The following is a 26,350-nucleotide window of genomic DNA, read 5'->3' as shown; positions in this document are numbered from 1 at the left end:
GGATTCTGCTGTGGGATGAATTTTTTAGTCCTGCAATACTTTTGCTGCTTTGTCTAGCATCAACGCTAGACAACAATCTAGTGTCTGAGCGGCGAGACTTTACCTTTGAAGAGATAAAGCAAAGTCTCCTAGACCGACATTGGCCACCACAGAGACAGCGTTGTGATTTCGTAGCTGCGTCCGCTTATTAACTTTGCGGAGCGGTTCCCCCTGTCTAGCTCTAAATCCTTTACTAACCCACCAAAAAACCGCTGCCAGCAATTGGAACCTGTAGTCAGCGGTCTTTGGTAATCAAACTCACCTCTAGGGTGAGTCAAATATCTGTATGAATTTTAACTCATCGAACGGGCAAAAATCAGGCACAGGCAAACTTATCCGTGTAACTAAAGACAGCCCTTGTCCCCACTGTGGCAAACCTGACTGGTGCTACTCCCTCGGCGATTTGTCAGTCTGTAACCGCGACCAACAGCCCGCTACTGGTTGGGAAAAAACCACCAAGTCTGACCAAGACGGTCACTTCTACTACGCTCCAGTCCAGCAAGAAAAAGCCATCCGTCCCGCTAGCACTACCTACTACCACTACCCCGCCCGCGACGGCTCGCCACTTGTAAGGGTGAAGCGAATTGATTTCGGTGACGGGAGAAAAAAAGAATTTAGACAACAGCACTGGGACGCTGCTACGAGCAAGTGGGTGACGGGCTTGGGTAAAGTCCAACGAGCTGATATTCCGGTCTACAACTACGCCAAGGTGCAAGAGGCAAAAGCTCAAGGTGTAACGGTCTTTATTTTGGACGGCGAGAACTGCGTCAAAGAGCTGGAGAAGATAGGGCTAGTTGGCACTACAAGCATCGGTGGCATGGGTAAGTGGAAAGACTCTGACACAAGCGATTTAGAGGGCGCTCAAGTGGCTATCGCTCCCGATCGTGATGAACCCGGTGTTGAGGACGGGGCTAAAGTTTCCGAACACTTCACTAATGCAATGTGGCTCTACTGTTATCCCGATGCCGAATGGGCTTGGAACAACCTCAAAAAGAGTCAGGGACTGGATGTTAGCGATTGGATAGAAGCTGAAAAAATCGACGCTCAGACTGTTTTAAATTCTTTAACTTCTCACGCACGCACGCGAGAGAATGTAGTACGTTTGTCGTCTAATGGTAGGTCAAATGACTACATCCCTGACACAGCGCCAGTTCCAGAACAAAATTTTGTCCAAAAAGCTGAGTCAGCGCTCTATTCTGAGGGTCATTGGGTGTCCATCGGCGGGTTACTTTACCAATTCACTGGCACTTACTATGAGGAGCGGCCTGAAAAGTTAGAGAAGCGGCGTATCAGAGATTGGCTGAACACCTACTCGGAGAAGAATCGCAACGGTATCTATGTCTGCAACCGTGCCAAGTCGGGAAGTATTGACGAGATTTTTAATTGGGTGGTTTTGGGTCGCGCTGTAGACATTAAAGAAGTCAATCCACCGGGGTTAAATTGCTCCAACGGTGTAGTGCTCATTCACGATGACGGCTCTCACTCCCTTGTCCGCCACAGTCCCGACAAAATCTATACGTATGTAGGCTGCAAGTATGACCCGAACGTAAATCCGTCAGATTGCGATCGCCTTCTTGAATGTCTCGACCCAGTGGAGCGAGAAATTATTCTCCGAACCTTTGCCGCTTCCCTTTGCTTGTCACTGGTTCGTTTGAAGATGTCAAGAGTAAAAGGCTTGTTACTACATGGTGAAGGTCTGAACGGCAAAGATACTTTGCGGATTGTGCTTCTTGTGATTCTTGGGCGGGGGATGACGGGCAAAACTCTTAAGGATTTCCAGATTTACGACACCGGCCGGAAGTTTCCTCTTGCTGGTCTGGAGAATTCACTCTGTAACTGGTCGAGCGAAAATTCTGAAGCAGTGAGACTTGATAAGCTCCAAAGCCTCAAACAGTTCATCACGGGAGACGAGCTAACCATTGAACACAAGGGACGCGGGGAATATCCTTATGAACCTCAAGCTACGTTTTTAGCGAACTGCAACGCGGTGCCATCAATTACCAGTGATGCGGAAGCAATCAGGAGCCGATACTGCATTGTCAGTTTCAAAAAAACTTACGCGGTCAAGGCGGATGCAAGTCGAGGGCAGTTAGAGGCAGACCCTCGCTTCAAACAGGACAGAGATTTCGTCCTCAAGTTCGTTGCCCCTGCCATGCTCAACATGATGTTGGCTCGGATTCCTCTGATATTGACTGAGGGTATCGACTATAGTTCTGGCGAAGCTGCTTTACGGGAAGCTCAAGAAAAATCAAATCACCTGTGGCAATTCATGCGAGACAGGGGGTATGAGGCCGGCAAAGGCGATCGCCTTTACGCGAAAGATGCGTGGGCTGACTTGGTGGACTGGTACATAGAGACGGGGACTCTTGAGGTTGAATATGACCGCGACGGTAAGGAGAAACGAGTTTGGAATGAGCTACCAGGGCGGGATACTCCTGTAAAAGCTATCAACCAACTGTATGCCCGGTTGAGCGAGTTAGCCCCCAACTTGGAGAAGTATCGCCATAATGAACGGGGTTTTGATTGTGATAGGACGAAAGGAGATTTTTACTACATCGGCCTTACAAAACAAAAAACTGAAAAAAGTGGAAAAAGTGCTCCACCATCTCCTCCACTAGACACAGCAAGGAATTCGTCTCCTCCAGTGCTCCACCAAGAAATTACTGGAGGAGCAGTGGAGGAGCACACAATCCTTACGCAGAGCGTTGGAGGAGATGGTGGAGCACTAAACCCTACTATTTTGGAATTCTGCAATTCTTTCTCCAAACTCTCGGATTCCGACAAACAAAAACTGACAGAGTTACTCACAGGCGTCCCTTGCTCCGACCCGCTCAAAGCATTTAGAGTCGGAGACAAAGTGGCTGGCAACAAACCGGAGGCTTCCAGTTACAACTGGCACGGTCGCATCGTTGAGATTCACACAAGCATCAGTTGCAAGGTTGACTGGCAAGAGCGCGAAGGCATGAAGGGCGGACGGGTAATCTCAATGCTCTTCTGCGACCTGCGGAAAATTTAGCCACTGCCTGACAACTAACGGCTCAATCCCTATCCCCCTTAATTGGGGGATTTTCGTGTCTAGATACGTACTAGACACATACTAGACAAATGACGCTAATTTTCTAGAAATACTAGACAAATACTAGACATAATGCTAGTATTTAACTAGACAACCACTAGACAGGCACTAGATATGACAGATAGATGCCAGCTTAACTTGAGATTGGACGGCCGCCGAGACTTGCTCGAAACCATTAAAGATGTCGCAACAGCAGAGGGTTTGAGCGTTAATGCTTGGGTAGTGCGAACCTTAGAGCAAGCAGCCAACCAGGCGATAGCAGCGCCGCCAATCCAACCTCAGACACAAGTGTCCGAAATTTCGGACATTGAGCCAGTGCTAGACAAATTGCTAGACAGGAAGCTAGACACACTGCTAGCGGCTAAATTAGCAAGGATTGAAGAACGCTTGGGAAAATTGAGTGCCTGAGTGAGGGCAACGATGAATCACTCAGGCAGGAATTGAAAGCGGCCAACAAGCAGCTTGCAGAATGGGATGCAGAACTCAATCAGTTACACGAGCGCAACGGCGATTTGGGACTGAAGGTTCAGATGCTGGAGCAAGAACTCAAGGAAGTGCGGCGCGATCGGGAGGAAAGCAAAAACTCGGCTCCGACCGTCGCAGAATTTCCAGAGCCGGCAGACTTGCTCAACCAGTTGAAAGCCAGACGCAAAAAGTCGGGCGCAAACTTGGCAGATATGGAGGTGGTTTTGGAGATACTTGGAACAGATGGGAGCGAAATTTGAGCGGAAAGTAGGATTATCGGTAATACAATTAACCTGAAACCCTTACTCCGCAAAAGACATACAAAATGAGCACGGAGGGATTTGAACCCCCGACCCTCAGGACCGGAACCTGATGCTCTATCCACTGAGCTACGTGCCCTCGACTTTCTGAAGTATAACACGTCTTGCGGAAAATGGCGAGTGCCGATCGCAAATTTCCTAGCCGGCCTCCAAATCGCTTGGCCTACCGGGGTTGAACTCGGCCCCGCGATCGCGTTTATTAGGTAGTTCTCGAAGCCAGGGACTAAAAATTCTACCTAAATTATCAAAATAATACGACAATGGGGTAAAATAACAGCCTTTAATATAGCAAAAATTAGGTTCACATTCGATCGGGGTCGAGCATCTACCACAGCTAAAATAGCCCGCATCAATTCCCCCCAGCTAAGCGGCAGTAAATAAATGGTGCGACAGTTAAGACAGGTTGTGCAAATACGGTTCTAGGCTAAGTTCACCAAACCTCTGAATCTTATGGTTTCTAAAATTTTAGACAAATTACCGCTGCGAACTGTTCTCATAGTTCCATTTATACTGCAAATCCTGGGAGCCGTGGGACTCGTAGGATATCTGTCTTTTAGAAACGGACAAAAAGCAGTTAATAACCTTGCCAGTCAGTTAATGACCGAGGTGAGTTTGCGTGTCGAGCAAAACCTGCAAATTTACCTGACAACTCCCCATCAAATCAATCAAACCAAGCTGGATGCTGTCAAGCTCGGCTTGTTAAAGATGGAAAACTTATCAGCTTGGGAGAAATATCTTTGGCGGCAAGTACAATTATATCCCTATATCAATTTTACCTCGGTTGGCAACAATAAGGGAAATTATAGAGGCGGTCAACAACTTTCTAACGGCTCCCGAATGATTAATGTGATAGACCCCTCTACTGGGTTAAATTTTAATTCTTACAATACGAACGCTCTCGGCGATCGCACTACAGTTACCACCCTTGCCAAAAACTATGATCATCGGCAACATCCTGCGTACCAAAAAGCCGTAAAAGTCGGCAAACCTACTTGGAGTTCGGTTTTTGTTTCATTACTAGAACCGACATTACTTATCAGCGCTATCCAAGCCGTATACAGCGACAAAAATCAGCTAGAAGGAGTCTTATTTACTGCCTTGCGTCTCGACCATCTTGGGAGATTTCTCAATAGTCTCAAAGTTGGAAAATCCGGTCAAACATTTATTATCGATCGCCAGGGTACTTTGTTAGCAACTTCCACAACAGAAAAACCGTTTCGCACTAAAGGTAATGAAAGACAATTGTTTAAAGTGGAAGAAAGCAGCAACCCTTTTACTCAAGCGACAGCTAAATATTTGACTGCAAAGTTTAAAAAATTAGACCAAATTAAAAAATCCGAGTTATTGAGCTTTGAAATAGATGACAAGCGACAATTTTTAAAAGTCTTGCCGTTCCAAGACGGCAAAAGTTTAGACTGGCTGATAGTCGTAGTTGTTCCCGAAGCTGATTTCACCAAAGAAATCGATGCCAATACCCGCACAGCGGTTTTGCTTTGTTTCGCAGCTTTAGGAGTAGCGGTGGGGATCGGCATTCTGACTTCTCAGTGGGTGACAAATCCTATCTTGAGCTTAAATACAGCAGCCAAAAATATTGCTAAAGGTGAATGGGACAAAACAGTAGAAAGCGAACGATCAGACGAATTGGGGGAATTAGCCAAGTCATTTAACAGCATGGCTCAACAACTGCAACAATCTTTTGAAACTTTAGAACAGCGAGTGCAAGAGCGGACGGCAGAATTGCCTATAGCTAAAGACAAAGCGGAAGTAGCGAATCAAGCTAAAAGCACTTTTCTTGCTAATATGAGCCACGAATTGCGATCGCCTCTCTATGCAATTCTCGGCTTTTCCCAACTGATGACTCGCAGCCAAACTCTATCTCCAGAAAATCAAGAAAATATTAGCATAATTAGGAGCAGCGGAGAACACCTCCTTACCCTGATTAATAACGTGCTGGATTTCTCTAAAATTGAATCGGGGCGCACCACCCTCAATCCCCATAAAATCGACCTCTATCACCTGCTCAATGAATTAGAAGATATGTTTCAACTCAAAGCAGATGACAAGCACTTGCAGTTGGTTTTTGACCGCAGTCCCGATGTGCCACAATACATAGAAACTGACGAGTTAAAGTTGCGGCAAATCTTAATTAATCTGCTCAATAACTCTCTTAAGTTTACCCATGAGGGCGGTGTAGCGGTCAGAGTTAGGAAGCAGTCATTAGGCAGAAATCAGCAGGCAGAAGGGGGAAATATTGAGCACTCCGAAGTATCACCAAATACAGAACTTTCCGCCATTAATGGTCTTAAAATATCTCAATTCAGTCAGTCGAACAACCAGATCATTGCCACCCCAAATGACGATTCAGCTTCAACCTCTTCCTTCTTCCTTCATTTTGAAGTGGAGGATACTGGCCCCGGTATTGCTACCAAGGAATTAGACGTTCTTTTTGAACCTTTCGTGCAAACCAAGACAGGCAAAGATTCGCAAGAAAGTACCGGCTTGGGATTGCCAATCAGTCGCAAATTTGTAGAATTAATGGGCGGCGAAATGAGCGTCTGTTCTACTGTTGGTAAGGGAACTAATTTTAAGTTCGACATTCAAGTTATTGCGGTCAAGGCGGCTGATATTGAAAGCCCAAAACCGAGCCGGAATGTTATAGCCCTGGTTCCCAACCAACACACATATCGAATTTTGATAGTAGACGATAAACCGCTCAACCGCCACCTGTTAATTAAAATCCTCTCTCCTCTGGGTTTTGAACTAAAAGAAGCTACTAACGGTCAAGAAGCTATTGAGATTTGGGATAGTTGGGAACCCCATCTCATTTGGATGGACATGAGAATGCCTGTGATGGACGGCTACGAAGCTACGCAATACATTAAAGGTACTATTAAAGGTCAAGCTACTGCGATTATTGCGCTGACAGCGAGCGTTTTGGAGGAAGAACGGGCAGTTATTTTATCGGCGGGTTGCGATGCTTTTATGAGGAAGCCTTTCCGGGAAGCCGATATTTTTGATGCTATGCACAAACATATCGGAGTGCGCTATATTTATGAAGATCCGGCTCAAAGTGATTTATCGGCAATCAAAGAGGGCGATCGCGCTATGAGTGCGGCTGATTTCGTAAAATTGCCTGATTCACTGGTAGCTGATTTAAAGCTAGCGATACTGAATGCAGATATGGATTTAATTGATACCTTGAGCGAGCAAATTAGATTAAAGGATGCAGTAACTGCAGGTGCGATCGCAAATGGTATAGAAAATTTTGAGTACGACAAAGTTTTAAATTTAATCTCTGAAGCAATATCACATGAATAACGACCTTCTTAGCACCGATCGCGGTAATATTTTAGTAGTTGACGATACCCCAGCTAATTTGCGGCTGCTAGCCGGAATTTTGAACAGCAAGGGCTATAAAGTTCGCCCGGTACCTAGCGGTGAGTTAGCGCTTTCGGCGGCAAAAGGTATGCCTCCCGATTTGATTTTGCTGGATATTATGATGCCCGAAATGAATGGGTATGAAGTTTGCGAAAAGATCAAAGCTGATGAACGAACTTGCGAAATCCCGGTAATTTTTATTAGCGCGATTAATGACGTACTTGATAAGGTCAAAGCCTTTGCTGTGGGCGGGGTAGATTATATTACCAAGCCCTTTCAGGTGGAAGAGGTTCTAGTGAGGGTAGAAACCCATTTAGCAATGTGCCAGTTGCGAAAAAAACTCCAACAGAAAAACCATGAACTTACAGTTACTTTAGACCAACTGCAAGCTACTCAGAATCAATTAGTGCAATCGGAAAAAATGGCGGCATTAGGGCAACTGATTGCGGGAATTGCTCACGAAATTAATACGCCGTTGGGGGCGATTCGGTCGTCGATTGGAAATATTACCAGCTTTTTGGATAACAATCTCGAAAGTTTGCCAGTTTTTTTTAAAGAACTGTCAGCAGAACGCCAGCACGATTTCTTGCGTTTGATGTACAGTTCTAGTCAACAAAATTACTCTTTATCAACTCGAGAAAAACGGGTATTGAAAAAAGGAGTGAAGCAGCAACTAGAGTCGGAAGGCATTGACAATGCTGACAGCCTTGCTAGCATTTTATTCAATATCGGATTGCAAGGAAATCTGCAAGAATTCTTGTCGTTGCTCAAAGATCCTGACAGCGAAAATATTATAAAAACAGCCTACGAATTTGCTAGCATTCACAGAAGCGCCCGAACCATCGCTACCGCTACTGAACGCGCTGCAAAAGTCGTCTTTGCCCTGAAAAATTATGCGCGTTATGATGTAAATGGGGAAAAAATACAAGTAAATATTACGGAGGGAATTGAAACTGTATTAACTCTTTATCAAAACCAAATCAAGCAGGGTGTGGAAGTGATCAGAAACTATCAAGATAAATTGCCTGTGGTACTGTGTTATCCAGACGAACTCAATCAAGTTTGGACAAATTTAATTCACAATGCCTTACAAGCGATGGACAATCAAGGAACTTTAATAATTGACGCGGTACAACAAGATACCAGCCTCTTGGTAAAAATTATTGACAGCGGTAAGGGTATTCAACCAGAGATTATTCCGAAAATTTTTGAGCCTTTTTTTACTACCAAACCTGCCGGAGAAGGCAGCGGGTTGGGACTGGATATTGTCAAAAAAATAATTGAAAAACATCAGGGTAAAATTGATGTGGAGTCGAAGCCCGGTAAAACAGCATTTACCGTGTCTTTGCCGATTAATTTAACTGAGTAGGTACAGGGTCGGAGACTGAAGTCTGGGGCGAAAATTTGCAGTCTACCCGCGCAGAATGTAGAATTTGGAAAACGGTGTGCTGCCCATGAGGGTGCACCCTGCCACACTAAAGAAGGAAACTAGCGATGTCTAAATCAGCAATTTTGTGTGTGGACGATGAAGTAGGAGTGTTGGAAAGTCTGGAAATTGAACTGCAACAGGCATTTAACGGTAAATATCTTTGCGAATTTGCTGAAAGTGCTGCCGAGGCCCTGGAAATTATTGAAGAGCTCTGTGAAGCTGAGGTTAATATTTTAGTAATTGTCTCTGATTGGTTGATGCCCGGAATGAAAGGAGATGAGTTGCTGATTAAAATCCATCAAAAATATCCGAAAATTGTGACAGTGATGCTGACAGGACAAGCCGACAAAGAAGCAATCGAACGCACAAAAAATCAAGCTAATCTTCATGCTTTCATAGAAAAACCTTGGCGAAATCAAGAATTAATTGAAGCGATTAAGTCTGGTCTAGCAAATTTATGAAAAAACCAGTCATTATTTGTGTGGATGATGAGCAGACTATACTCGATAGTCTGGAAATAGACCTGCTAAAAGCCTTTGAAGATAAATATTTAATTGAAACGGCCCAAAGTGGCGAAGAAGCTTTAGAGTTGCTGTCAGAACTTTTAGCAGAACAGTATGAAGTTCCTTTGGTTATTTCGGATCATATTATGCCTAGTATGAAAGGAGACGAACTATTAAGGAGCGTTCATGCTATCTCGCCGAACAGTCTCAAGATTATGCTGACGGGGCAGGCAGATTTGGATGCGGTAGCCAATGCTATTAACTATGCTAAATTGTACCGATATATACCTAAACCTTGGCAATGTGATGACTTAAAATTAACTGTCACTGAGGCAATATATAGATATTTTCAAGATAAACAATTAGCGGAAAAACAAAAAGAACTTCAGGAAATGAATCAGGAGTTGGTAAAATTAAACCGCAAGCAGGCGATGCTGATTGCCAAACTCCATGAAAACGAAAGTCGCTTGACGCAATATCTAGAAGCTATGCCATTGGGCGTGTGTGTGCTTGATGCAAACGGGCAATCTTTCTACGCTAACCAGAAAGCGCGGGATGTATTTGGCAAAGGCACTGTGCCGCATATTAATTCCGAGCAAAAAGCAGCACTTTATCAATTCTATAAAGCCGGGACTAATCAAAGATGCCCCGTTGAAGAATTGCCAATTATGCGGGCGCTTAGGGGCGAAAATGTGCGGACTGAGGGTGTAGAAATTCGTACAGCTAATAAGATTATTCCTGTAGAGAGTTGGGCAACTCCAATTTATGATTCTACAGGAGACATTTCCTATGCGATTATTGCTTTTAGTGACATAAGTGAACGCAAGGAAGCTGAAGCGGCGCTAATTCAAGCTGAAGAGAAGTATCGCGGGATATTTGAAAATGCTCTCGAAGGTATTTTTCAGACGACGCCGGACGGACATTTTATCAGTGCGAATCCTGCTCTGGCGGAAATTTACGGCTACGATTCTGCGTCAGAATTGATAGAAAGTATTAATGATATTCAGCAGCAATTGTACGTGGAACCGAACCGCCGTCAAGAGTTTTTGGGGCTGATGAAACAGCACGGTACTCTGTGTGAGTTTGAGTCTCAGGTTTACTGTCGAGATGGCAGCATTATCTGGATTTCTGAGTATGCGCGCACAGTTTATGATGCTAACGGTGAAGTGCTTTACTATCAGGGTTTTGCTAAGGATATTAGTTTGCAAAGACAGGTGGAACTAGAACGAATTAGGTTTACTAATGATTTAGAAAAAGCTTTGGCAGCCGAAGAAAAGTTAAATGAGGCACTGTCAGAAAACGAAAGCCGATTGACTCAATTCCTGGAAGCGATGCCAGTGGGAATATTTGTTGTCGATGGTAAGGGTAAACCTTTTTACATGAATTCTTGGGGCGAAAGGATACTAGCCCAAGGTTTAATTTTTGATGGGGGTACTGAGCAATTTCCTGAAGCTTATCATTTTTACGACGCTGGAACTAATCAATTGTATCCGAGGGATAGCCAACCGATTGTTCGGGCGTTGCGGGGAGAATTTGTGCGTATGGACGATCTAGAAATTCATGGGTCGGATCGGATTGTGCCGATCGAGGTTTGGGCGACTCCAATCTACGACGAACGGAAAAACATAGTTTACGCCATCGCGGCTTTTCAAGACATCACGGAACGTCTAGAGGTAGAAACCGAGCGCCGCCAATTCACAGACGAGTTGCAAAAAGCTTTAGCAGCAGAAGAAAAATTAACAGATGCTTACGGGCGGTTTGTACCGCACCAATTTCTCCACTTTCTGGGATATGAAAGTATTCTGGAAGTCAAATTAGGCGATCAGGTGCAGAAAGAAATGTCGGTGCTGTTTTCAGATATCCGCGATTTCACTTCTCTTTCGGAAAGGATGAATCCCGCAGAAAATTTTCAATTTATTAATGCTTATTTGTCGCGGATGGAACCTGCAATTACTGACAATTTTGGTTTTATTGATAAATACATTGGCGATGCGATTATGGCGCTGTTTGATGGCAGTGCGGACGATGCTGTGAAAGCTGGAATTGCAATGCTAGAAGAGCTTAACGAGTATAATATTAGTCGCAATCGACCCGATCGCCCGCCGCTGCAAATTGGCATAGGAATCAATACGGGTTCTTTGATGTTAGGCACGGTGGGCGGCCAAAGTCGGATGGACAGCACGGTGATTAGCGATGCGGTAAACTTAGCCTCCCGCGTGGAAACTTTGACAAAAGAGTATGGAGTTTCGATGTTAATTACTCACCATACTTTTATACAGTTGAACGATATTTATGATTTTAGGTTGATCGATCGCGTAGCAGTTAAAGGCAAATCGCGAATGGTAACACTTTATGAAGTATTTGCGGCAGATCCGCCAGAGTTACGACAGAAAAAGTTAGAGACAAAGACAATTTTTGAGCAAGCTTTGGTACTCTATAATAGTGACAAGTGTGGCGAAGCTATAAAATTGTTTTCGGCCTGCTTGGAAATCAACCCTAATGATAAGGTAGCTCAAATTTATCTGCAGCGGTGTCTGAAAGGAGCGATCGCTCCTGCATAATATAGCCTTTCGAGCGAAAGATAAGGTACTATCCGGCATAGGCCTCCGTGGCCTCCGTGGCCTCCGTGGCCTCCGTGGGCATACCTCACTTTTTGGAGAACCGCTATACCATTTGAGAGTTGACATTTGAGAATTGGCAAGGACTTATGCCATAAGGGTGGGGATTTTGCCGACAATTGTATTCTTTTTGGAAACTGGAATAATCATGGTTTAGACAGGCAGGGAAACGCAAACTATGGTTTCTTGCTGCGGCAAACTTTCTATTTTAAATTCTCCTCCGTGCAATTCTACAAGGCGTTGAACGATGGCCAGGCCCAATCCCAAACCTGCTTGTTGGTAAAGTTTGCGATCGAACTGCCTGTAAGCTTCTAGCTGTGCAATCTGATCGGTAGTCATGCCGCGGCCTTGGTCTTTGACAGACAGAATAAAAGTCTGATTTTCGACGAAAGTGCTTAATAAAACAGGCGTTCCTTCTAAAGAAAATTTGAAGGCATTGTCCAATAGTTCTTCAACAATTTTTGCGAGTCTGACAGAATCAATAGCTACGGACGAATCTTGCAAGTTTAATTGTAAATCGTCGGTTCTATTCGCGTGTTTTGCTTGCTGCAGCGCTTTTTGACTCAGCAAAGATTTTACACAGCTAAATTCGCTGTTTCGCATCTCCTTGAGCAGTTCGGGATTTGTGGCTGCTATCTCCAGTTCTGCATACAGCAAAAAGTTTTGAATCAGCCGATACAAGCGATGACCGGAAGTGTGAATTTGACCGATCATCTCTAAGATATCAGATTCCTCTAAGACCTGATATTCTGACATAATTAGCTCAGAAAAACCCAGAATTGCATTCAAAGGAGTCCGCAATTCGTGGGGCAGCGACATACTAATATTAGTGCGTAATTCGTCAAGCGTCTTTTGAGATTTTCGGCTAATGGTTTTTTGTTTTTCAAGTCTAATAGCAATGGCTTTTAGCAGTTCTTGCGGCGTACACGGCTTAGTAATGTAATCGTCAGCTCCCAGTTCCATGCCCGTGCGAACGTCAACTTTATCGGCTTTGGCTGTGAGGAAAATAAACGGAATTGTGGCAGTCAAGGGTTCGGATCGCAAAGCTTTGATGACGCCGTGACCGTCTACTTCCGGCATCATCATGTCGCACAAAATTAAATCCGGGATTTTTTCGATCGCCAATTTGATGCCGACTTGGCCATTAATCGCTCCTATTCCTTCAAAATTCTCGGCTTCCAGCAACTCTAAAATATTCTCTCTAATCGCTTCTTCGTCTTCTATTACCAAAATCTTAGCCACGGTGATAGCTCCTTTTAGTTAGTAGTTTTTTGAACAAATTCTGGGTTTAGATACTTGATTAGTTTGTTTGTTAGGGGCTTGATTAATCGTTAAATCGCAGATATATATAGTTAATAATTCAGTGGTTATTGATGGGGAGTGCAAATTAAAGGCAAGGTAATAGTGAAAGTTGTGCCTTTTCCTTCTTGACTTTCGATCGCAAGTTGGCCACCGTGAAGTTCCACAGCTCTCTTCACAATTGCTAAACCGAGACCTGTTCCCGAAATAGTGCCGACATTTGGAGCTCGGTAAAAAGTTTCTAATATCCGCTCTCGATCGGCTTGGGGAATGCCGATGCCCTGGTCTTGAACTTGGAACACAGCTTCTTTGTTTTGACAGTTGAGGTGCAAGGAAACTGTACTGCCGATGGGGGAATATTTGATGGCATTTGAGAGGACATTTCCCAAGATTTGCGGCAGCAGTTTTTCATCCATTTGAGCCTCGCAGTTGTCGCCTTCATATTGAAAGGCGATCGGGTGTTGGTTGCTGTCGTTGAGCTGCTGCTCTTCTACCAGTTGACGGCAAAATTTTTCGAGGTTTAAGGAAACCGGTTGAAACTGCAAGGTATTGGCTTCGATTTTGCCAATTACGAGGATATCTTCTAATAACTCTGTCATGCGTTTAATTGCTAATTGAATCCGCACAAAATGAGTAGATTTTTTATCTTGGGCCCACTGAGAACTGTAATCTTGCAGCAATCCAGCGGAAAATTGGATGGTTGTCAAAGGTGTGCGGAACTCGTGGGAAACCATTGTGACAAATTTAGCTCGCAATTCTGAAAGTTCCTTTTCTCGTGCGAGGGCTTTGAGAATTTCCGCTTCTGCTCGTTTGCGATCGCTAATGTCACGGGCTTCCGCAATCAGCAGCAAAACTTGTCCTGTTTCATTTTTAACAGGTTTCAGTGAGAAATCAACTGTCATGATTTGGCCACTTTTGCCTAACAAGTCGATTTCGCTGCGGAAAAACTCGCCGCGACTTGCTTTGCCGATCGCCGATTGCAATTGTTCGGAAACCTGTGGCGACTGGGCCCAAATCGCCATTTCCCAAATCGGGCGGCCCACAATACCCTCCGATCGCAATCCGGCAAAATCGAGGGCTGTCTCGTTGACTTCCAGCACAATTCCTGCGGGAGTCAGCAGCTTGGTTAGCTGAAACGAAGAGTCAAAAATCGCCCGAAAGCGGCGTTCGCTTTCCCGCAGCATTTGAAATGTTTGAGATCGTTCGATCGCGTAGCGGATCGTCCGCACTAATAATTGAGTAGTAATTTGACCTTTAACAATATAGTCTTGAGCTCCCAAGCGAACGGATTCTAGGGCGATCGCCTCATCGTCCAAGCCTGTCATTACCACCATTGGCACATCAGGAGCCACTTCTCGCAGGCGAGTTAGGGTTTCCAAACCGCGGCTGTCGGGCAAAGAAAGGTCGAGCAAAACTACATCAAAGGGTTGTTTACACAGTTGTGAGATCGCCTCATGCAGGAACTCAACAGACACCAGTTCCCACTGGACGCCCACAGATAGTTCTAACAGTTCTGCAAGCAAATCAGCATCAGCAGGATTGTCTTCTACTAACAGAATCTTAATCCACATAGCTTAGACGTTTTTGACTGTAAAAATTTTACTCTACCAATCTTAGGTTAAACTTTTTTGCTTTCCCATGCCATTTTGCACTTGAAAATTATTATTTGGGAACTGTCACCACCACCAGCCACCAATCCTCAATCCATCTCACCAGCTTAGCCACTTGACTAAAATCGATAGGCTTAGTGATGTAGCACCGGGCTGACAGGGCATAAAACTTGAGCATCTCTTCATCGGCTGCTGAGGTTGTCATAATTACCACCGGAATCATTTTTAACTTGAGTGCTGAATTAATTTATATCAATATTTCTCACCGTTTTTTGAGGGGAACTTAAGTTAAGCCGGATTAAATCGGGACGGAAACGCGAACAGACAAGCCTTCTTTATTCACTACATTTATTGCTAATATAGCCATCCTCAATCATTTGTGTAATTCTTGTAGGGGCAAACCCCCCGTGGTTGCCCCCATGAGGCCGGGGTAGGCACGGGGAGTAGGGGTAGCACTACCCCTACATCTTTTTACGACTCCTGCAAGGATTGCTATACCATATCTTCTAGTCTTATGCAAATAGTTAAAAACTTGCTGGTCGCCAGCTTTTATAAAGTCCATTCAGCCTCGCTGAGCAAATCATCCACCAGCAGAATTTTTATAGGTTAAAAAATTTTAGAGCGTTCATAAGCAAAGCATCTGCTCGTTTAATTTAGAGGAAGTTTGACGACTGCCAGCCAGAATTCCTCAATTAACCTGACTACTTTAGTAAATTCAACGAAGTCTACCGGTTTTGTTATGTAACAGTTGGCGTGGAGGGAGTATGACTTAAAAATATCTTCGGGAGCTGCTGAAGTGCTGAGAATCACTACAGGAATTAATTTTAACTTTGGGTCATTTTTAATTTCTTCTAGCACTTCAATACCGCTTTTTTTCGGCAGATGCAAATCGAGCAAAATCAAATCGGGACGAGGTACCCTGAGATAGGGTTCTTTTCGGCGCAAAAACTTGATTGCTTCGACTCCATCCTCCACAAAATGCAAGTTATTCAATATTTTACCCTGACTGAGGACTTCTATTGCCAAATCGGCATCGCTGGGAGAATCCTCAATCAGCAGAATCTCTATAGGTCTAACAGTGCTTCGATCGCTCATAATAGGCGTATCCTTTAAAGTATAAAAACAAAATTGAATTTTGAGGCTTCAGGTACTAATTATAGGAATAGTGAAGTAAAAAGTCGCTCCTTTTCCCTCTTGAGATTCCACCCAGATTCGACCGCCGTGGCGTTCAACAATGCGCTTGCACATCGCCAAGCCTATACCAGTACCGGAATATTGGCGGCGGGAATGCAGGCGCGCAAAAATGATAAAAATGCGATCGGCATACTGCGGATCGATGCCAATGCCGTTATCGCGGACACTGAACACCCATTCGCTCTCTTGCCTGCGGGCAGCGATATGAATCAACGGGATATCTTGGCGACAAAATTTGATGCTGTTGGCGAGCAAATTTTGGAATAATTGCACCAGTTGAAATTCATCCGCCATCACGGTTGGCATCGCGTCGCAGGTGATTACAGCTTTTGTTTCGGCGATCGCAATTTGCAAATTACACAAACTTTGCTTCACAGCAGCGTTGCAGTCCGCCTCCTCAAACTCCTGACCCCTCGATCCCAGGCGCGAATACGCCAACAAATCGTTAATTAACTGTTGCATTCTGGTAGCGCCATCGACAATATAATTAATATATTTATTTGCGCGATCGTCCAAATTTCCTTGATAGCGCTGGGCCAGCAATTGAGTGTAACTGGTAACGGCTCGGAGCGGTTCTTGCAAATCGTGGGAAGCCACATAAGCAAATTGTTCTAATTCCTCATTGGAACGCTTCAAATCTTCTGTAAGTTGCAGCATTTGCTGCTCTGCTTCTTTGCGGTCTGTAATGTTGTAAACCAAGGCGCAACAAGACAGCAGATTCCCCTGGGAGTCCATGACTGGACTGGTAGACATATCAGTCCAAATATCTTTGCCGTCCTTGCTTTTGAATTTAAATTCGTGTTGTTCACCAATACCTTGCTTGCGCCGCTCGACATTATCAATAGCTTGTGGTTTTTCCTGTTCGTCCATGAAATCAAAAAGCGGCCTCCCGAACATTTCTAATTCGCTATAGCCGAGCATTCGCGCCATTGCGTGGTTCACGTAAGTCGTGAGGGAATTGCTGTCAATTACCCAAATACCTTCTTCTGCTAATTCAACTATTTGTCTGTACTTGAATTCACTTTCCTGCAACGCTCTTTCCGTTAGTTTGCGCTCGGTGATATCTTTCATAAAACAGTGGTGACCGTTAAATATCCCTTGTGCGTCCCAAGCTTTTACCATTGTTACTTGCTTGTAAAAAAACGAGCCATTTTTCCGCACGCCTCTAGTTTCAACTTCTACTTTGCCAGAAATTACCATTTCCTGATAAGCTGAAAGCATCATCTCAACATCGCCCGGATGTACGCTGATCTGCCATTTCATGCCGAGCATTTCTTCTGGTTCGTAACCGCATCTATGAGCGTAAGCTCGGTTAACATTCACGTAGCGTCCCTCAATATCTAGCCGTGAAATGCCTTCCATCGCATTTTGCATGGCTGCGGTGAGGTCGCGCAGCTCTTTTTCAGCTTGTTTGCGATCGCTAATATCCTGACCGATAGCCAAAAAACCAGTGATATTTCCTTCAGTATCGAATAAGACAGTCACGGACAATTGCACCGGAAACCGCGAACCGTCTTTGCGAATGTAAATCCATTCATTTTCGTCAGCTATTCCCCGGCGTGGCAAAGCAAAAAAAACTTCTATTCCCGGCTCTATTTTTACTCCCAATTCTTGAGAAATAATTTCAGCTCTTTTACCTATCTCCACAGGATCGTGAATTATTGCTAGCGTGACTTTCCCCACCACTTCTTCGGGGGAATAGCCTAAAAGTCGCTGTGCTGCGCGATTAAATATTTTAATTGTACCGTCGGGATCTGTAGAAATAATTGTGTAGTGAGCGCTGTTAAGAATTGCATTTTGCAGTTGCGTCAATTCCAACAAAGTTATCGCTATTCTTTGTCGGTAGGCTATTTCTTGTGGCAATGAGTGGTGAGAAATTTCGATTTGAGCAATCCGCTCCGCAACTCGATGTTCCAGAGTTTCATGGAGCAGTCGATTTTCCGCTTCTACCTGCTTGCGTTCTGTAATATCAGTAATAGTACCAACATAACTTTTAACCTCCCCATTTTCTCCGATTATACCGACAGCTTGACTGAAGACCCAACTGATTTTAGCGTGATTGATGCCTTGAAAGCGGTACTCACATTTAAACGGCAATTTCTCCTGCGCCGCGCTATACCATTGAGCAAAAACTCGCTGGCGGTCCTCTGGATGAATGGCTTGCCACCACCCTTTGCCCAAAGCTCTATCGCAGGCTATTCCCGAAATTTGACACCAGCGCTCGTTGACATACAAGCAGTCTCCTAAAGCGTCTGCATAAAATATTCCTACCGGCGAAGCTTCAGTTAAAGTTTGATAGCGAGCTTCTGTTTTTCGGCGTTCAATTATTTCTTTTTGCAGTATTCGAGCGAGCATCTCTAATTGAGTTGGAGTGACGAGAGTTAATGCTTGGGGAACTAAAGGAATTAATGAAAAAGCTGTGTAAGCAGAAATCGCGGCGGTAATAATTTTCAGACTGCCAGAAACCCAATAAACAGGATGCCAAAGCGTCCAAATTTCCATTATATGAGTAGTGCCACAGGAGATAATAAAGGCTGCGAACAGCCAAAAGATGTTGCGAAATGGCAAGTCTTTTCCCTGAGTGATAATATAAATTAGCGATAGCGGTATTGAATAGTAAGCCAGGGCAATTATAGAGTCTGACACTATGTGGAGCGCGACTAGCTCTCGCTGCCAAAGGTAACAGTGGCCGTGAGGAATATAATTTCCGGTGAATAACAGCTTATTTAAAAAGTTCCAAATCATAAATAGAATTGGGAATGTGGAAGGGGTAATGGGAAATTTAACCCAATAACTTATAACTTATCTCAAATTTCTGAAATATACAGTGCTGGACGCCGGAGGGCTACAAACCTCGTTTCTTCGTAGATGCCTCGTTGGCAGAACCGGGTTTCCTCAGAAAGCGTGCGTCTATGACTAATAAAATTTTAGATTTTAAGTTTTAGATTAAATAATTGGGAATGACTGATTATGTATGGATTTGGAGCTTGTCTACAGTTGCATTCTTTTTTAAACTTGTATAATCTTATAAAAAATGGGGCGAGCTCGAAGCCCGCCCCACCAAAAATTATGCTGCTGCTATTAACCCAACAGCGCCTGAGCCTTAGCTACCACATTATCAACGGTGTAGCCAAACTTTTCTAAAGCAACGGGGCCCGGTGCAGAAGCGCCGAATCTGTCAATACTGAGGCTATCGCCTTCAGAACCCAAATAACGTCCCCAGCCGAAGCTAGAACCTGCTTCAACTGCCAACCGCTTAGTAACAGCTTTCGGCAGTACAGATTCGCGGTAAGCGGCATCTTGTAAGTCGAACAATTCCCAGCAAGGCATCGAAACTACCCGCACTTTATTGCCTGCGGCGCGCAATTTTTCAGCGGCATCAACGCAGAGGTAGGTTTCGCCGCCGGTGCCGATTAAAATGATGTCGGGAGTGCCGCCGTCGTCGGACAAAATGTAAGCGCCTTTGGCCGTTCCTTCGATCGAACTTCCAGCCAAGTTAGGCAAGTTTTGGCGCGACAAAGCCATTAAAGTTGGGCGGGTGCGGCTTTCAACTGCCACTTTGTAAGCGCCGGATGTTTCATTACCATCCGCAGGGCGCATTACCAACAAATCGGGAATTACTCGCAGAGAAGCGATGGTTTCCACGGGTTGGTGAGTGGGGCCGTCTTCGCCCAATGCTACGGAGTCGTGAGTCATTACATAGATAACTCCAGCTTCCGAGAGTGCAGAGAGGCGAATTGCTCCCCGCATATAGTCAGCAAATACCAAGAAAGTAGCGCAGTAAGGAATTAAACCGCCATGCAACAGCATACCGTTGGCGATCGCACCCATGCCGTGTTCCCGCACACCAAACCGCAGGTTACGTCCTTCGTACTGGCCTTTTTGGAAGTCTTTTTCACCCTTGAGCAAAGTCATGTTAGAAGATGCCAAGTCAGCGGAACCGCCGATCAATTCAGGTAGCACACCTGCCAAAGCATTCAAACATTTTCCAGAATGATTCCGAGTCGAATCTGCTTTATCTTCTGCCTTGTATGTCGGCAAAACTTTATCCCAACCTTCAGGAAGTTTGCCGGCAACTGTGCGATCGTATTCTGCAGCTTCTGCAGGATATGCTGCTTTATAAGCATCAAAAGCTTTGTGCCATTCTTGCTCAGATTGAGCGCCTCGTTCGACTGCTTTGCGGAAGTGTGACAAAGCATCATCAGGAATCTCAAACGGTGCGTGTTCCCACTTCAAGAAATCGCGAGTTGCTTGCACTTCATCGGTACCCAAAGCAGCACCGTGAGCGCTGTAGGAATTGCGCTTGTTTGGAGAACCGTAACCAATGATGGTACGGACTTTAATCATGGACGGTTTGTCCGTGACTTTTTTGGCTTCTTCAATAGCTTTGTGAACTGCTTCTAGGTTAGTATCTTCGTCTAGAGCGGTATTGTCTACTGTAATAACGTGCCAATTGTAAGCTTCAAAACGCTTGCCGACATCTTCAGTAAAGGCCAAGCTTGTGTCGCCTTCAATAGAAATGTGATTGTCATCGTACAAGGCAATTAATTTGCCGAGTCCGAGGTGTCCGGCCAAAGAACAAGCTTCGCCAGAAACGCCTTCCATGTGGCAGCCGTCACCCATGATGACATAGGTGTAGTGGTCAACAATGGTGTGGTCGGGCTTGTTAAACTTAGCAGCGAGGTGAGCTTCTGCCATTGCCAAACCGACGGCATTAGCAATTCCTTGTCCGAGGGGGCCTGTGGTAACTTCTACGCCTTCGGTGACAAAGTTTTCGGGGTGTCCGGGGGTTTTGGATTCCCACTGACGAAATTGCTTGATGTCGTCGAGGGTGACGCTATCGTAGCCGGTCAAGTACATGAGGGCGTACTGTAGCATACAGCCGTGGCCGGCGGAGAGGACGAAGCGATCGCGATTAAACCACTTGGGGTTTTTGGGGTTGAACCGCATGAACCGATCCCACAGCACGAAGGCCATAGGGGCAGCGCCCATCGGCAGTCCCGGGTGTCCTGATTTTGCTTTTTCTACCGCATCGATGGCCAAAAAGCGGATAGAGTTGATGCAGAGTTCTTCGAGTGATTGGGTTGCAACAGCCATAATTCTGGTTTTTATATGTTAAGAGAGAGTGTGTGTGGTCGATTCTGACAGAGGTGCGATGAGCCGAGTTCGATCGCTCGCGTTTCTGCTGTTCAGTTTCTATGGAACTGCCGTGAGGCTGCACTACATATCATCTCACCTGTTGCGATCGACAGACAACTTAATTTTTTAATGTTTCGGTCGCTTTGTGCAGTCGATCGCAATTGTTGTCTGCTGACTGTTGACTGTTGACTGTTGGGGAGAGGGAGTAGGAGGGATGGAGAGGATAGAAGACTTCCGTCAGGATTAAAACCTTACTGACCTTCAGCATCTGTCGATCGCCAGTGTGTCTGGATTATCTGACAAATTGGTCTATGTTGACCAGTTATGATAGAGTTTGGTGTTTCTGACATTTTGCAGCTCGATCGCGAACAGGCAAGATGCCTGTTCCACAAAGAGTGAATTTTCTTGTGGGGGGTTGCTTTGAGCAACGCTCGATCGCACGATCGCCAGAATAGTGCAAGATGTCAGATATTTGTAATTTTAATCAGGCAATAACTAATGACTCTCAGTGAAGCCGAAGTCCGCAGTCAAAAAGTAGACGAACTGCGATCGCAAGGCATAGAACCGTATCCCAGTGAATCCTACGCGCGATCGCACACAGCCAAGCAAGTTCGCGAAATATTTAGTCAGCCGGGAAAAGAACTCGAAAACGGACAAAGTGACCCCGAAGAAATTACCCTGCGATTAGCCGGCCGCATCACTTCCAAGCGAGACAGCGGCAAAATTGGTTTCATCGATTTAAAAGACGCCACAGACAAGATTCAACTCAAAATCGAGAAAGCAATCGTCACCGGCGAAGTCGGTTTGAGCTTTGAACAAATTAAAAAATTGCTCGATGTCGGCGATTTTGTCGGCGTCGAAGGTATCGGCTGCCGCACCCCCAGGGGAGAACTTTCTATTTTAGTGAGGGAATTAAAGCTTTTATCAAAAGCTACCATTCAATTTCCCGATTCTTATTACGGAATTAACGACCCCGAAGTTTGCCGCCGTCACCGCGAAATGGATTTGGCAAGCAACCAAGATGCGCTCAACCGTTTTATGCTGCGAAGCCGCATCGTTCAAAGCATCCGTTCCTATCTCTGGCAAGCCAATTTTTACGAAATAGAAACCCCGACACTGCAAGCTATTTATGGTGGTGCTGCTGCTAAGCCATTCATCACTCACCACAATGCTTTAGAGGTAGATTTGTACTTGCGAGTGGCTCCAGAATTATTCTTGAAAAGAGCAATTTGCGGCGGTTTCGAGCGAGTATTTGAACTAGGGAAAGCATTTAGAAATGAGGGCATTGACAGCACCCACAATCCTGAGTTTACCTCTTTAGAAGTTTACCAAGCTTATGCTGATGTTTTCGACATTTTAGGAGTTGTCGAAGATGTGATTTGTTTCGCAGCGGCGGCGGTATTTGGGGATGTCAAAGAAATTGAAAATCAGGGGGAAACGATTAGTTTAGAACGCAAGTTCGACTACAGCGAAAAATATCCTGGTTTCAGCGGCAAACACTGGCAAGTGAAAACGATGGTAGAAGCTGTCAGAGACGAGTTTGGGCTGGATTTTGACAGTTTGGACTTGGAAAGTGCGAGATCCTCTGCAACCAAACTAGAATTGCACCTGTCTAAGTTAGAACAACAGAGTTTAGGCTACGTGCTCTATGCAGTTTTTGACAAATTAGTTGTTCCCAAACTAATTCAACCTACATTCATCATCGACTATCCTGTCGAAGTCAGTCCCTTAGCAAAAGGACATCGCAGCAAGCCCGGATTTGTAGAACGTTTCGAGCTATTTATCAACGGTACAGAATACTCGAACGGCTTCTCAGAATTAAACGATCCGAAAGAGCAAAGAAAGCGGTTTGAGGAACAGTTGGCGCAGAAAAATGCGGGCGATGACGAAGCGCATCCAATGGATGAAGACTTTATTCAAGCGCTATCTTTGGGAATGCCTAATTGTGCGGGAATGGGCATCGGTGTAGACAGATTAGTCATGCTTTTAACTAATACTCAAAGCATCCGCGATGCGGTGATGTTTCCGACAATGCGGCCTGTTAAAGATTGATTCGTAAAATTTTGTAGATACTGTCTTGACCTGTCAAGGGGTAGCAGTCAAATAATTGGGGTCGAAAGGCTTTTGGGATTTTAAAATCCCAAAAGCCAAATGCACCAGTTTCCTCATCAGCGCACCAATCACCTGCATTTTGACCTTTCCACGACCCAATAATCTCTCACTCATGGCTTTCAGCAAGGGGTTGTAACGCATTGCCACTACAGCCGGCAAATACAACGCTTTTCGCAGTCGGACATTGCCGGTGCATGACAAACGAGTTTTGCCTTTAACAGAAGTCCCAGAACTACGTTCACAGGGCGTCAAGCCTGCATAAGCGGCTAGTTGACGGGCATTGTTGTAATCGGAAACATCACGAATTTCAGCTAACAATACCGAGGCCGTCTGTTCACCAATTCCTGGAATTGAGGTCAAGAGGTCACGCTGTTGTTTTAAATGTGGATGTTGGTCAAAATGGTCGCTAATCAGTTTTTTGATTAGTTTTTGTTGCTCTTTTAGGTACTCCAAATGTGCAAGGGTAAGCCCAGCAACAGTTGGCGTAGCTGTCTCCAAACGGTTTTGTTCGCTCGTCATCATTTCTGTGACAGATTCGAGCCGTCGCAACAAAGCTTGTAATTCCTTGACTTCGGGCGCGGTTGGTGTCCACAGCTCCGGTTTCATCGCCGCACAAAAACGAGCAATCAGTGCCGCATCTACGGAGTCTGTTTTAGTTCGTAGAAGTTCGCTTTTGGCAAACCCTTTAATCCGAGCTGGATTGACAATACTAACCTGAAAGCCATTCCCATAGAGGAATTCGGCTAAAGCCTCCCCGTAGATGCTAGTAGCTTCCATACAAGCATGGAGCTCGACTACACTTTGTTGTTTGAGCCAGTTATGCAAACTCTCAAACCCTTGAATATTGTTAGTAAACTTTTTGGGTTTAGTCGCACGACCTTCTCTCAGTAATGAGACATGAAAGTCTCTTTTACTGATGTCTATGCCTAAGACTGTTGATGTCATTGTTTGCTCCCGATGTACTCCGATTTATAAAAGAACCGACAGGCAATAGAAGACTAACCTTGTCAATGCAGGCTTTCCCGATCAGAAGATCGAGAGCCTAAGATACTGTCCAGTGTTATGTGCGCCTGTCATCAGTAATGGGAGCTTATCTACGCAACAGACTTGTTTAGTCTAAGGGGCGGGCCAACTTCACCGATTTCTGATGTCCTTGAAGAACACTTTCTGCTGAAACTTGCACCAAGCGTCAGAAACTTTTCTTGTTTCTTTAGATTTACCAAGAAGAAGGTACGATCGCCCACTTGTCGGCTCGATAGCCCACTTGTCGGCTCGATCGCCTGATTATCGGTACGATCGAATCAATGACGTGGCAATCGCCTGACTCACTCTTTTAAGATACAAGGGGCGGGTTTTACCAACAATATCTAATTCCAACAAACAGTCTTTATAAACCCGCCCCACCACAGATAACCTACATCAACCTTGACTTGATCAAATACGAAAAATGTGCATTGCGATTTACCGTTGGGTGGGGGCGGGTTTATTTGTATCGTCAATTATTGGCTAATATTGTTGGTGAAACCCGCCCCTACAATTATGGGATTTACTGTTGGGCGGGGGCGGGTTTATAGAGATTGTCAATTATTGGCTAATATTGTTGGTGAACCCGCCCCTACAATTCTACGGACAATGTGCATTTTGATGGCTGGTAGGGTGGGGGCGGGTTTATTTAAATCGTGAATTATTGGCAGGTATTGTTGGTGAACCCGCCCCTACAAGCATCAGTTTCAAGAATTTAAGATCACCGCATAAACGAACCGACAACACCGTTCATATCCTCAGCCAAAGGATTTCCCAAAGCCTTAAATTTCCACTCGCCACCTTCTCGATAAACTTCTCCCATCAACATATTTAATTTTCCTTCATAAGAAGGGTCATTTGACAAGCGATAGCGAGCGATTTCTTTCCCAGTCGCATCTACAGCCCTCACAAAAGCATTTTCTACCAGGCCGAAATGCTGTTTTCTCTCTTTTCCATCGTAAATATTTACGCCCAAAATTATTTTGTGATATTCTGCTGGCAAAGAACTCAGTTTCACCACTATTTGTTCGTCGTCTCCCTCTCCCTCCCCCGTGAGATTGTCGCCTGAGTGAACAACTGTTTTGTCCTTTGACTCCAAATGAGAGTAATAAATCACATCCTCTTTGTAGTTCTTTATTTTGCCATTTTCTCCCAGCAGCATAGCGTAGGAATCTAAGTCAAAATTGGCACCGCTGCTTCGACCGAAAAGACCTTTTTTAGCTTGTGCTACATCCCAGCCCAAAGCCATTGTCAGTTTGGATAAGTCGTATTCGCTTTTACTGAGAACGATCGATTGTCCTTTTGTCAAATTGATAGCCATAGTTTTGTGATTTTGTATGGTTTATAGTGGAGATGTTTTAGAAAGATTAAATCTTTCGCCCTTCTTTAATTGAATTCCCATGTGGTTTATTACCTCATGAGTCTGATGGCTTAAAATCGAGGGAAACATTCCTGCTTCCGAATTTCCCCTCGATTTATTTAGCTAGGAGCGATCGACCTTTTATCCGGCATACTTATCTACAAAGCTTTGCAAGCCGGAATTGTAGCCTTGTCCGACGGCTTGGAACCTCCACTCGCCGTCTTTCTTGTAAAGTCTGCCAAATTCGATCGCAGTTTCCCGAGAAAAATCCTCATCCAAATCGTACTTCATGACTTCGGTGTTAGTAGTGGTATCGTAAATCCTGATAAAAGCATTCCGCACTTGACCGAAGTTTTGCCTTCTCGATTCTGCTTGGTCGATTGTTACCACAAACACAATTTCTTGCACCGCCGGATCGACTTTGGTTAAATCGACTGTAACGGTTTCATCATCACCAAATCCTTCTCCGGTTCTGCTATCTCCCAGATGTATTACAGAACCGTCCGGCGACTCCTTGTTGTTGTAGAAAACAAAGTATTTTTCGCCGGGAATTTTGCCAGTAGCCCCCAACATAAACACGGAAGCATCTAAGTCAAATGCTGCGCCTGTGTCTGTAGCATTGGTATCCCATCCCAAACCAATCCCGGCATTTTTCAACCCGGGTGCTTCTTTAGATAGATTGATTCTCCCGCCTTTTTCCAAATTGATAGACATTCGCCCTCCTATTCACAACATCACTGGCGTTACTACTAGCAATTATATCAAGTGTTATAGTAAGTTGACAA

Annotated in this window: 19 protein-coding genes and 1 tRNA gene; 10 read left to right on the top strand and 10 right to left on the bottom strand. The window is 44.8% G+C overall.

Annotation, left to right across the window (positions count from 1 at the left end; translation table 11 throughout):
• The 4 genes from QUB24_RS23480 to QUB24_RS23465 form a co-directional block, all read left to right on the top strand.
• On the top strand, positions 1-191 hold a 191-nt coding region (locus QUB24_RS23480; RefSeq protein WP_333155887.1), incomplete at its 5' end, for a hypothetical protein.
• Between the two features lie 134 nt (positions 192-325).
• Positions 326-3,055 (top strand): DUF5906 domain-containing protein, encoded by a 2,730-nt coding sequence (locus tag QUB24_RS23475; protein ID WP_333155886.1) that lies wholly within the window; start codon positions 326-328, stop codon positions 3,053-3,055.
• A gap of 174 nt (positions 3,056-3,229) precedes the next feature.
• Complete coding sequence (locus QUB24_RS23470; RefSeq protein ID WP_333155884.1) at positions 3,230-3,523, top strand: hypothetical protein; 294 nt, start codon at positions 3,230-3,232, stop codon at positions 3,521-3,523.
• 32 nt (positions 3,524-3,555) lie between these two features.
• Entirely contained in the window at positions 3,556-3,840 is a 285-nt protein-coding gene (locus QUB24_RS23465; protein WP_333155883.1) for a flagellar alpha dynein, read from the top strand.
• A 66-nt stretch (positions 3,841-3,906) separates the two neighbouring features.
• Here the strand turns inward: QUB24_RS23465 and QUB24_RS23460 are convergent.
• Positions 3,907-3,979, bottom strand: a tRNA-Arg gene (locus QUB24_RS23460).
• A 371-nt stretch (positions 3,980-4,350) separates the two neighbouring features.
• Between QUB24_RS23460 and QUB24_RS23455 the strand changes: the two genes are divergently transcribed.
• From QUB24_RS23455 to QUB24_RS23440, 4 genes are all read left to right on the top strand, one after another.
• Positions 4,351-7,218, top strand: coding sequence for an ATP-binding protein (locus tag QUB24_RS23455; RefSeq protein ID WP_333155882.1), 2,868 nt, complete (start codon positions 4,351-4,353; stop codon positions 7,216-7,218).
• On the top strand, positions 7,211-8,647 hold the full coding sequence (locus QUB24_RS23450) for a response regulator (RefSeq protein ID WP_333155881.1): 1,437 nt from the start codon (positions 7,211-7,213) through the stop codon (positions 8,645-8,647). The genes QUB24_RS23455 and QUB24_RS23450 overlap by 8 nt, the downstream gene beginning before the upstream one ends.
• Positions 8,648-8,772: 125 nt before the next feature.
• A complete protein-coding gene (locus tag QUB24_RS23445; RefSeq protein ID WP_333155880.1) occupies positions 8,773-9,168 on the top strand; it encodes a response regulator in 396 nt (131 codons plus the stop codon).
• Positions 9,165-11,771 (top strand): PAS domain S-box protein, encoded by a 2,607-nt coding sequence (locus tag QUB24_RS23440; RefSeq protein ID WP_333155879.1) that lies wholly within the window; start codon positions 9,165-9,167, stop codon positions 11,769-11,771. The genes QUB24_RS23445 and QUB24_RS23440 overlap by 4 nt, the downstream gene beginning before the upstream one ends.
• 210 nt (positions 11,772-11,981) lie before the next feature.
• Here the strand turns inward: QUB24_RS23440 and QUB24_RS23435 are convergent, their stop codons facing one another.
• The 6 genes from QUB24_RS23435 to tkt all read right to left on the bottom strand — a co-directional run bounded on the left by QUB24_RS23435 (position 11,982) and on the right by tkt (position 21,028).
• A complete protein-coding gene (locus QUB24_RS23435; RefSeq protein ID WP_333155878.1) occupies positions 11,982-13,070 on the bottom strand; it encodes a response regulator in 1,089 nt (362 codons plus the stop codon).
• Between the two features lie 125 nt (positions 13,071-13,195).
• On the bottom strand, positions 13,196-14,698 hold the full coding sequence (locus tag QUB24_RS23430) for an ATP-binding protein (protein WP_333155877.1): 1,503 nt from the start codon (positions 14,696-14,698) through the stop codon (positions 13,196-13,198).
• A gap of 91 nt (positions 14,699-14,789) precedes the next feature.
• Complete coding sequence (locus QUB24_RS23425) at positions 14,790-14,942, bottom strand: hypothetical protein (protein ID WP_333155876.1); 153 nt, start codon at positions 14,940-14,942, stop codon at positions 14,790-14,792.
• A 443-nt stretch (positions 14,943-15,385) separates the two neighbouring features.
• Positions 15,386-15,832 (bottom strand): response regulator, encoded by a 447-nt coding sequence (locus QUB24_RS23420; protein ID WP_333068300.1) that lies wholly within the window; start codon positions 15,830-15,832, stop codon positions 15,386-15,388.
• Between the two features lie 48 nt (positions 15,833-15,880).
• Positions 15,881-18,676 carry a PAS domain S-box protein gene (locus QUB24_RS23415; RefSeq protein ID WP_333155874.1) on the bottom strand — a complete coding sequence of 932 codons (2,796 nt, stop codon included), beginning with the start codon at positions 18,674-18,676 and terminating at the stop codon, positions 15,881-15,883.
• Positions 18,677-19,012: 336 nt separating this feature from the next.
• The gene (tkt, locus tag QUB24_RS23410) at positions 19,013-21,028 is read right to left on the bottom strand and encodes a transketolase (RefSeq protein ID WP_333155873.1); all 2,016 of its coding nucleotides are present in this window, start codon (positions 21,026-21,028) and stop codon (positions 19,013-19,015) included.
• A 34-nt stretch (positions 21,029-21,062) separates the two neighbouring features.
• On the opposite strand from tkt, the gene QUB24_RS23405 reads away from it, so the two are divergent.
• Together QUB24_RS23405 and lysS are read left to right on the top strand one after the other, a co-directional pair.
• Complete coding sequence (locus QUB24_RS23405; RefSeq protein ID WP_190734883.1) at positions 21,063-21,200, top strand: hypothetical protein; 138 nt, start codon at positions 21,063-21,065, stop codon at positions 21,198-21,200.
• Positions 21,201-21,568: 368 nt separating this feature from the next.
• Positions 21,569-23,122 carry a lysine--tRNA ligase gene (gene lysS / locus QUB24_RS23400; protein WP_333155872.1) on the top strand — a complete coding sequence of 518 codons (1,554 nt, stop codon included), beginning with the start codon at positions 21,569-21,571 and terminating at the stop codon, positions 23,120-23,122.
• 33 nt (positions 23,123-23,155) lie between these two features.
• Here lysS and QUB24_RS23395 read toward each other — a convergent pair whose 3' ends face one another.
• The 3 genes from QUB24_RS23395 to QUB24_RS23385 form a co-directional block, all read right to left on the bottom strand.
• Positions 23,156-24,127, bottom strand: a complete 972-nt coding sequence (locus tag QUB24_RS23395) for a transposase (protein ID WP_333155871.1) — start codon at positions 24,125-24,127, stop codon at positions 23,156-23,158.
• A gap of 799 nt (positions 24,128-24,926) precedes the next feature.
• A complete protein-coding gene (locus QUB24_RS23390) occupies positions 24,927-25,526 on the bottom strand; it encodes a TerD family protein (RefSeq protein WP_333155870.1) in 600 nt (199 codons plus the stop codon).
• A 180-nt stretch (positions 25,527-25,706) separates the two neighbouring features.
• Positions 25,707-26,279: a TerD family protein gene (locus tag QUB24_RS23385; protein ID WP_333155868.1), complete on the bottom strand. Its 573-nt coding sequence runs from the start codon at positions 26,277-26,279 to the stop codon at positions 25,707-25,709.
• Positions 26,280-26,350: the final 71 nt, after the last annotated feature.

This window comes from Microcoleus sp. B9-D4, assembly GCF_036705105.1.
Lineage (GTDB): Bacteria > Cyanobacteriota > Cyanobacteriia > Cyanobacteriales > Microcoleaceae > Microcoleus.
Note: the sequence above shows the minus strand (reverse complement) of the source record. Positions and strands in the feature narration are given on the sequence as shown.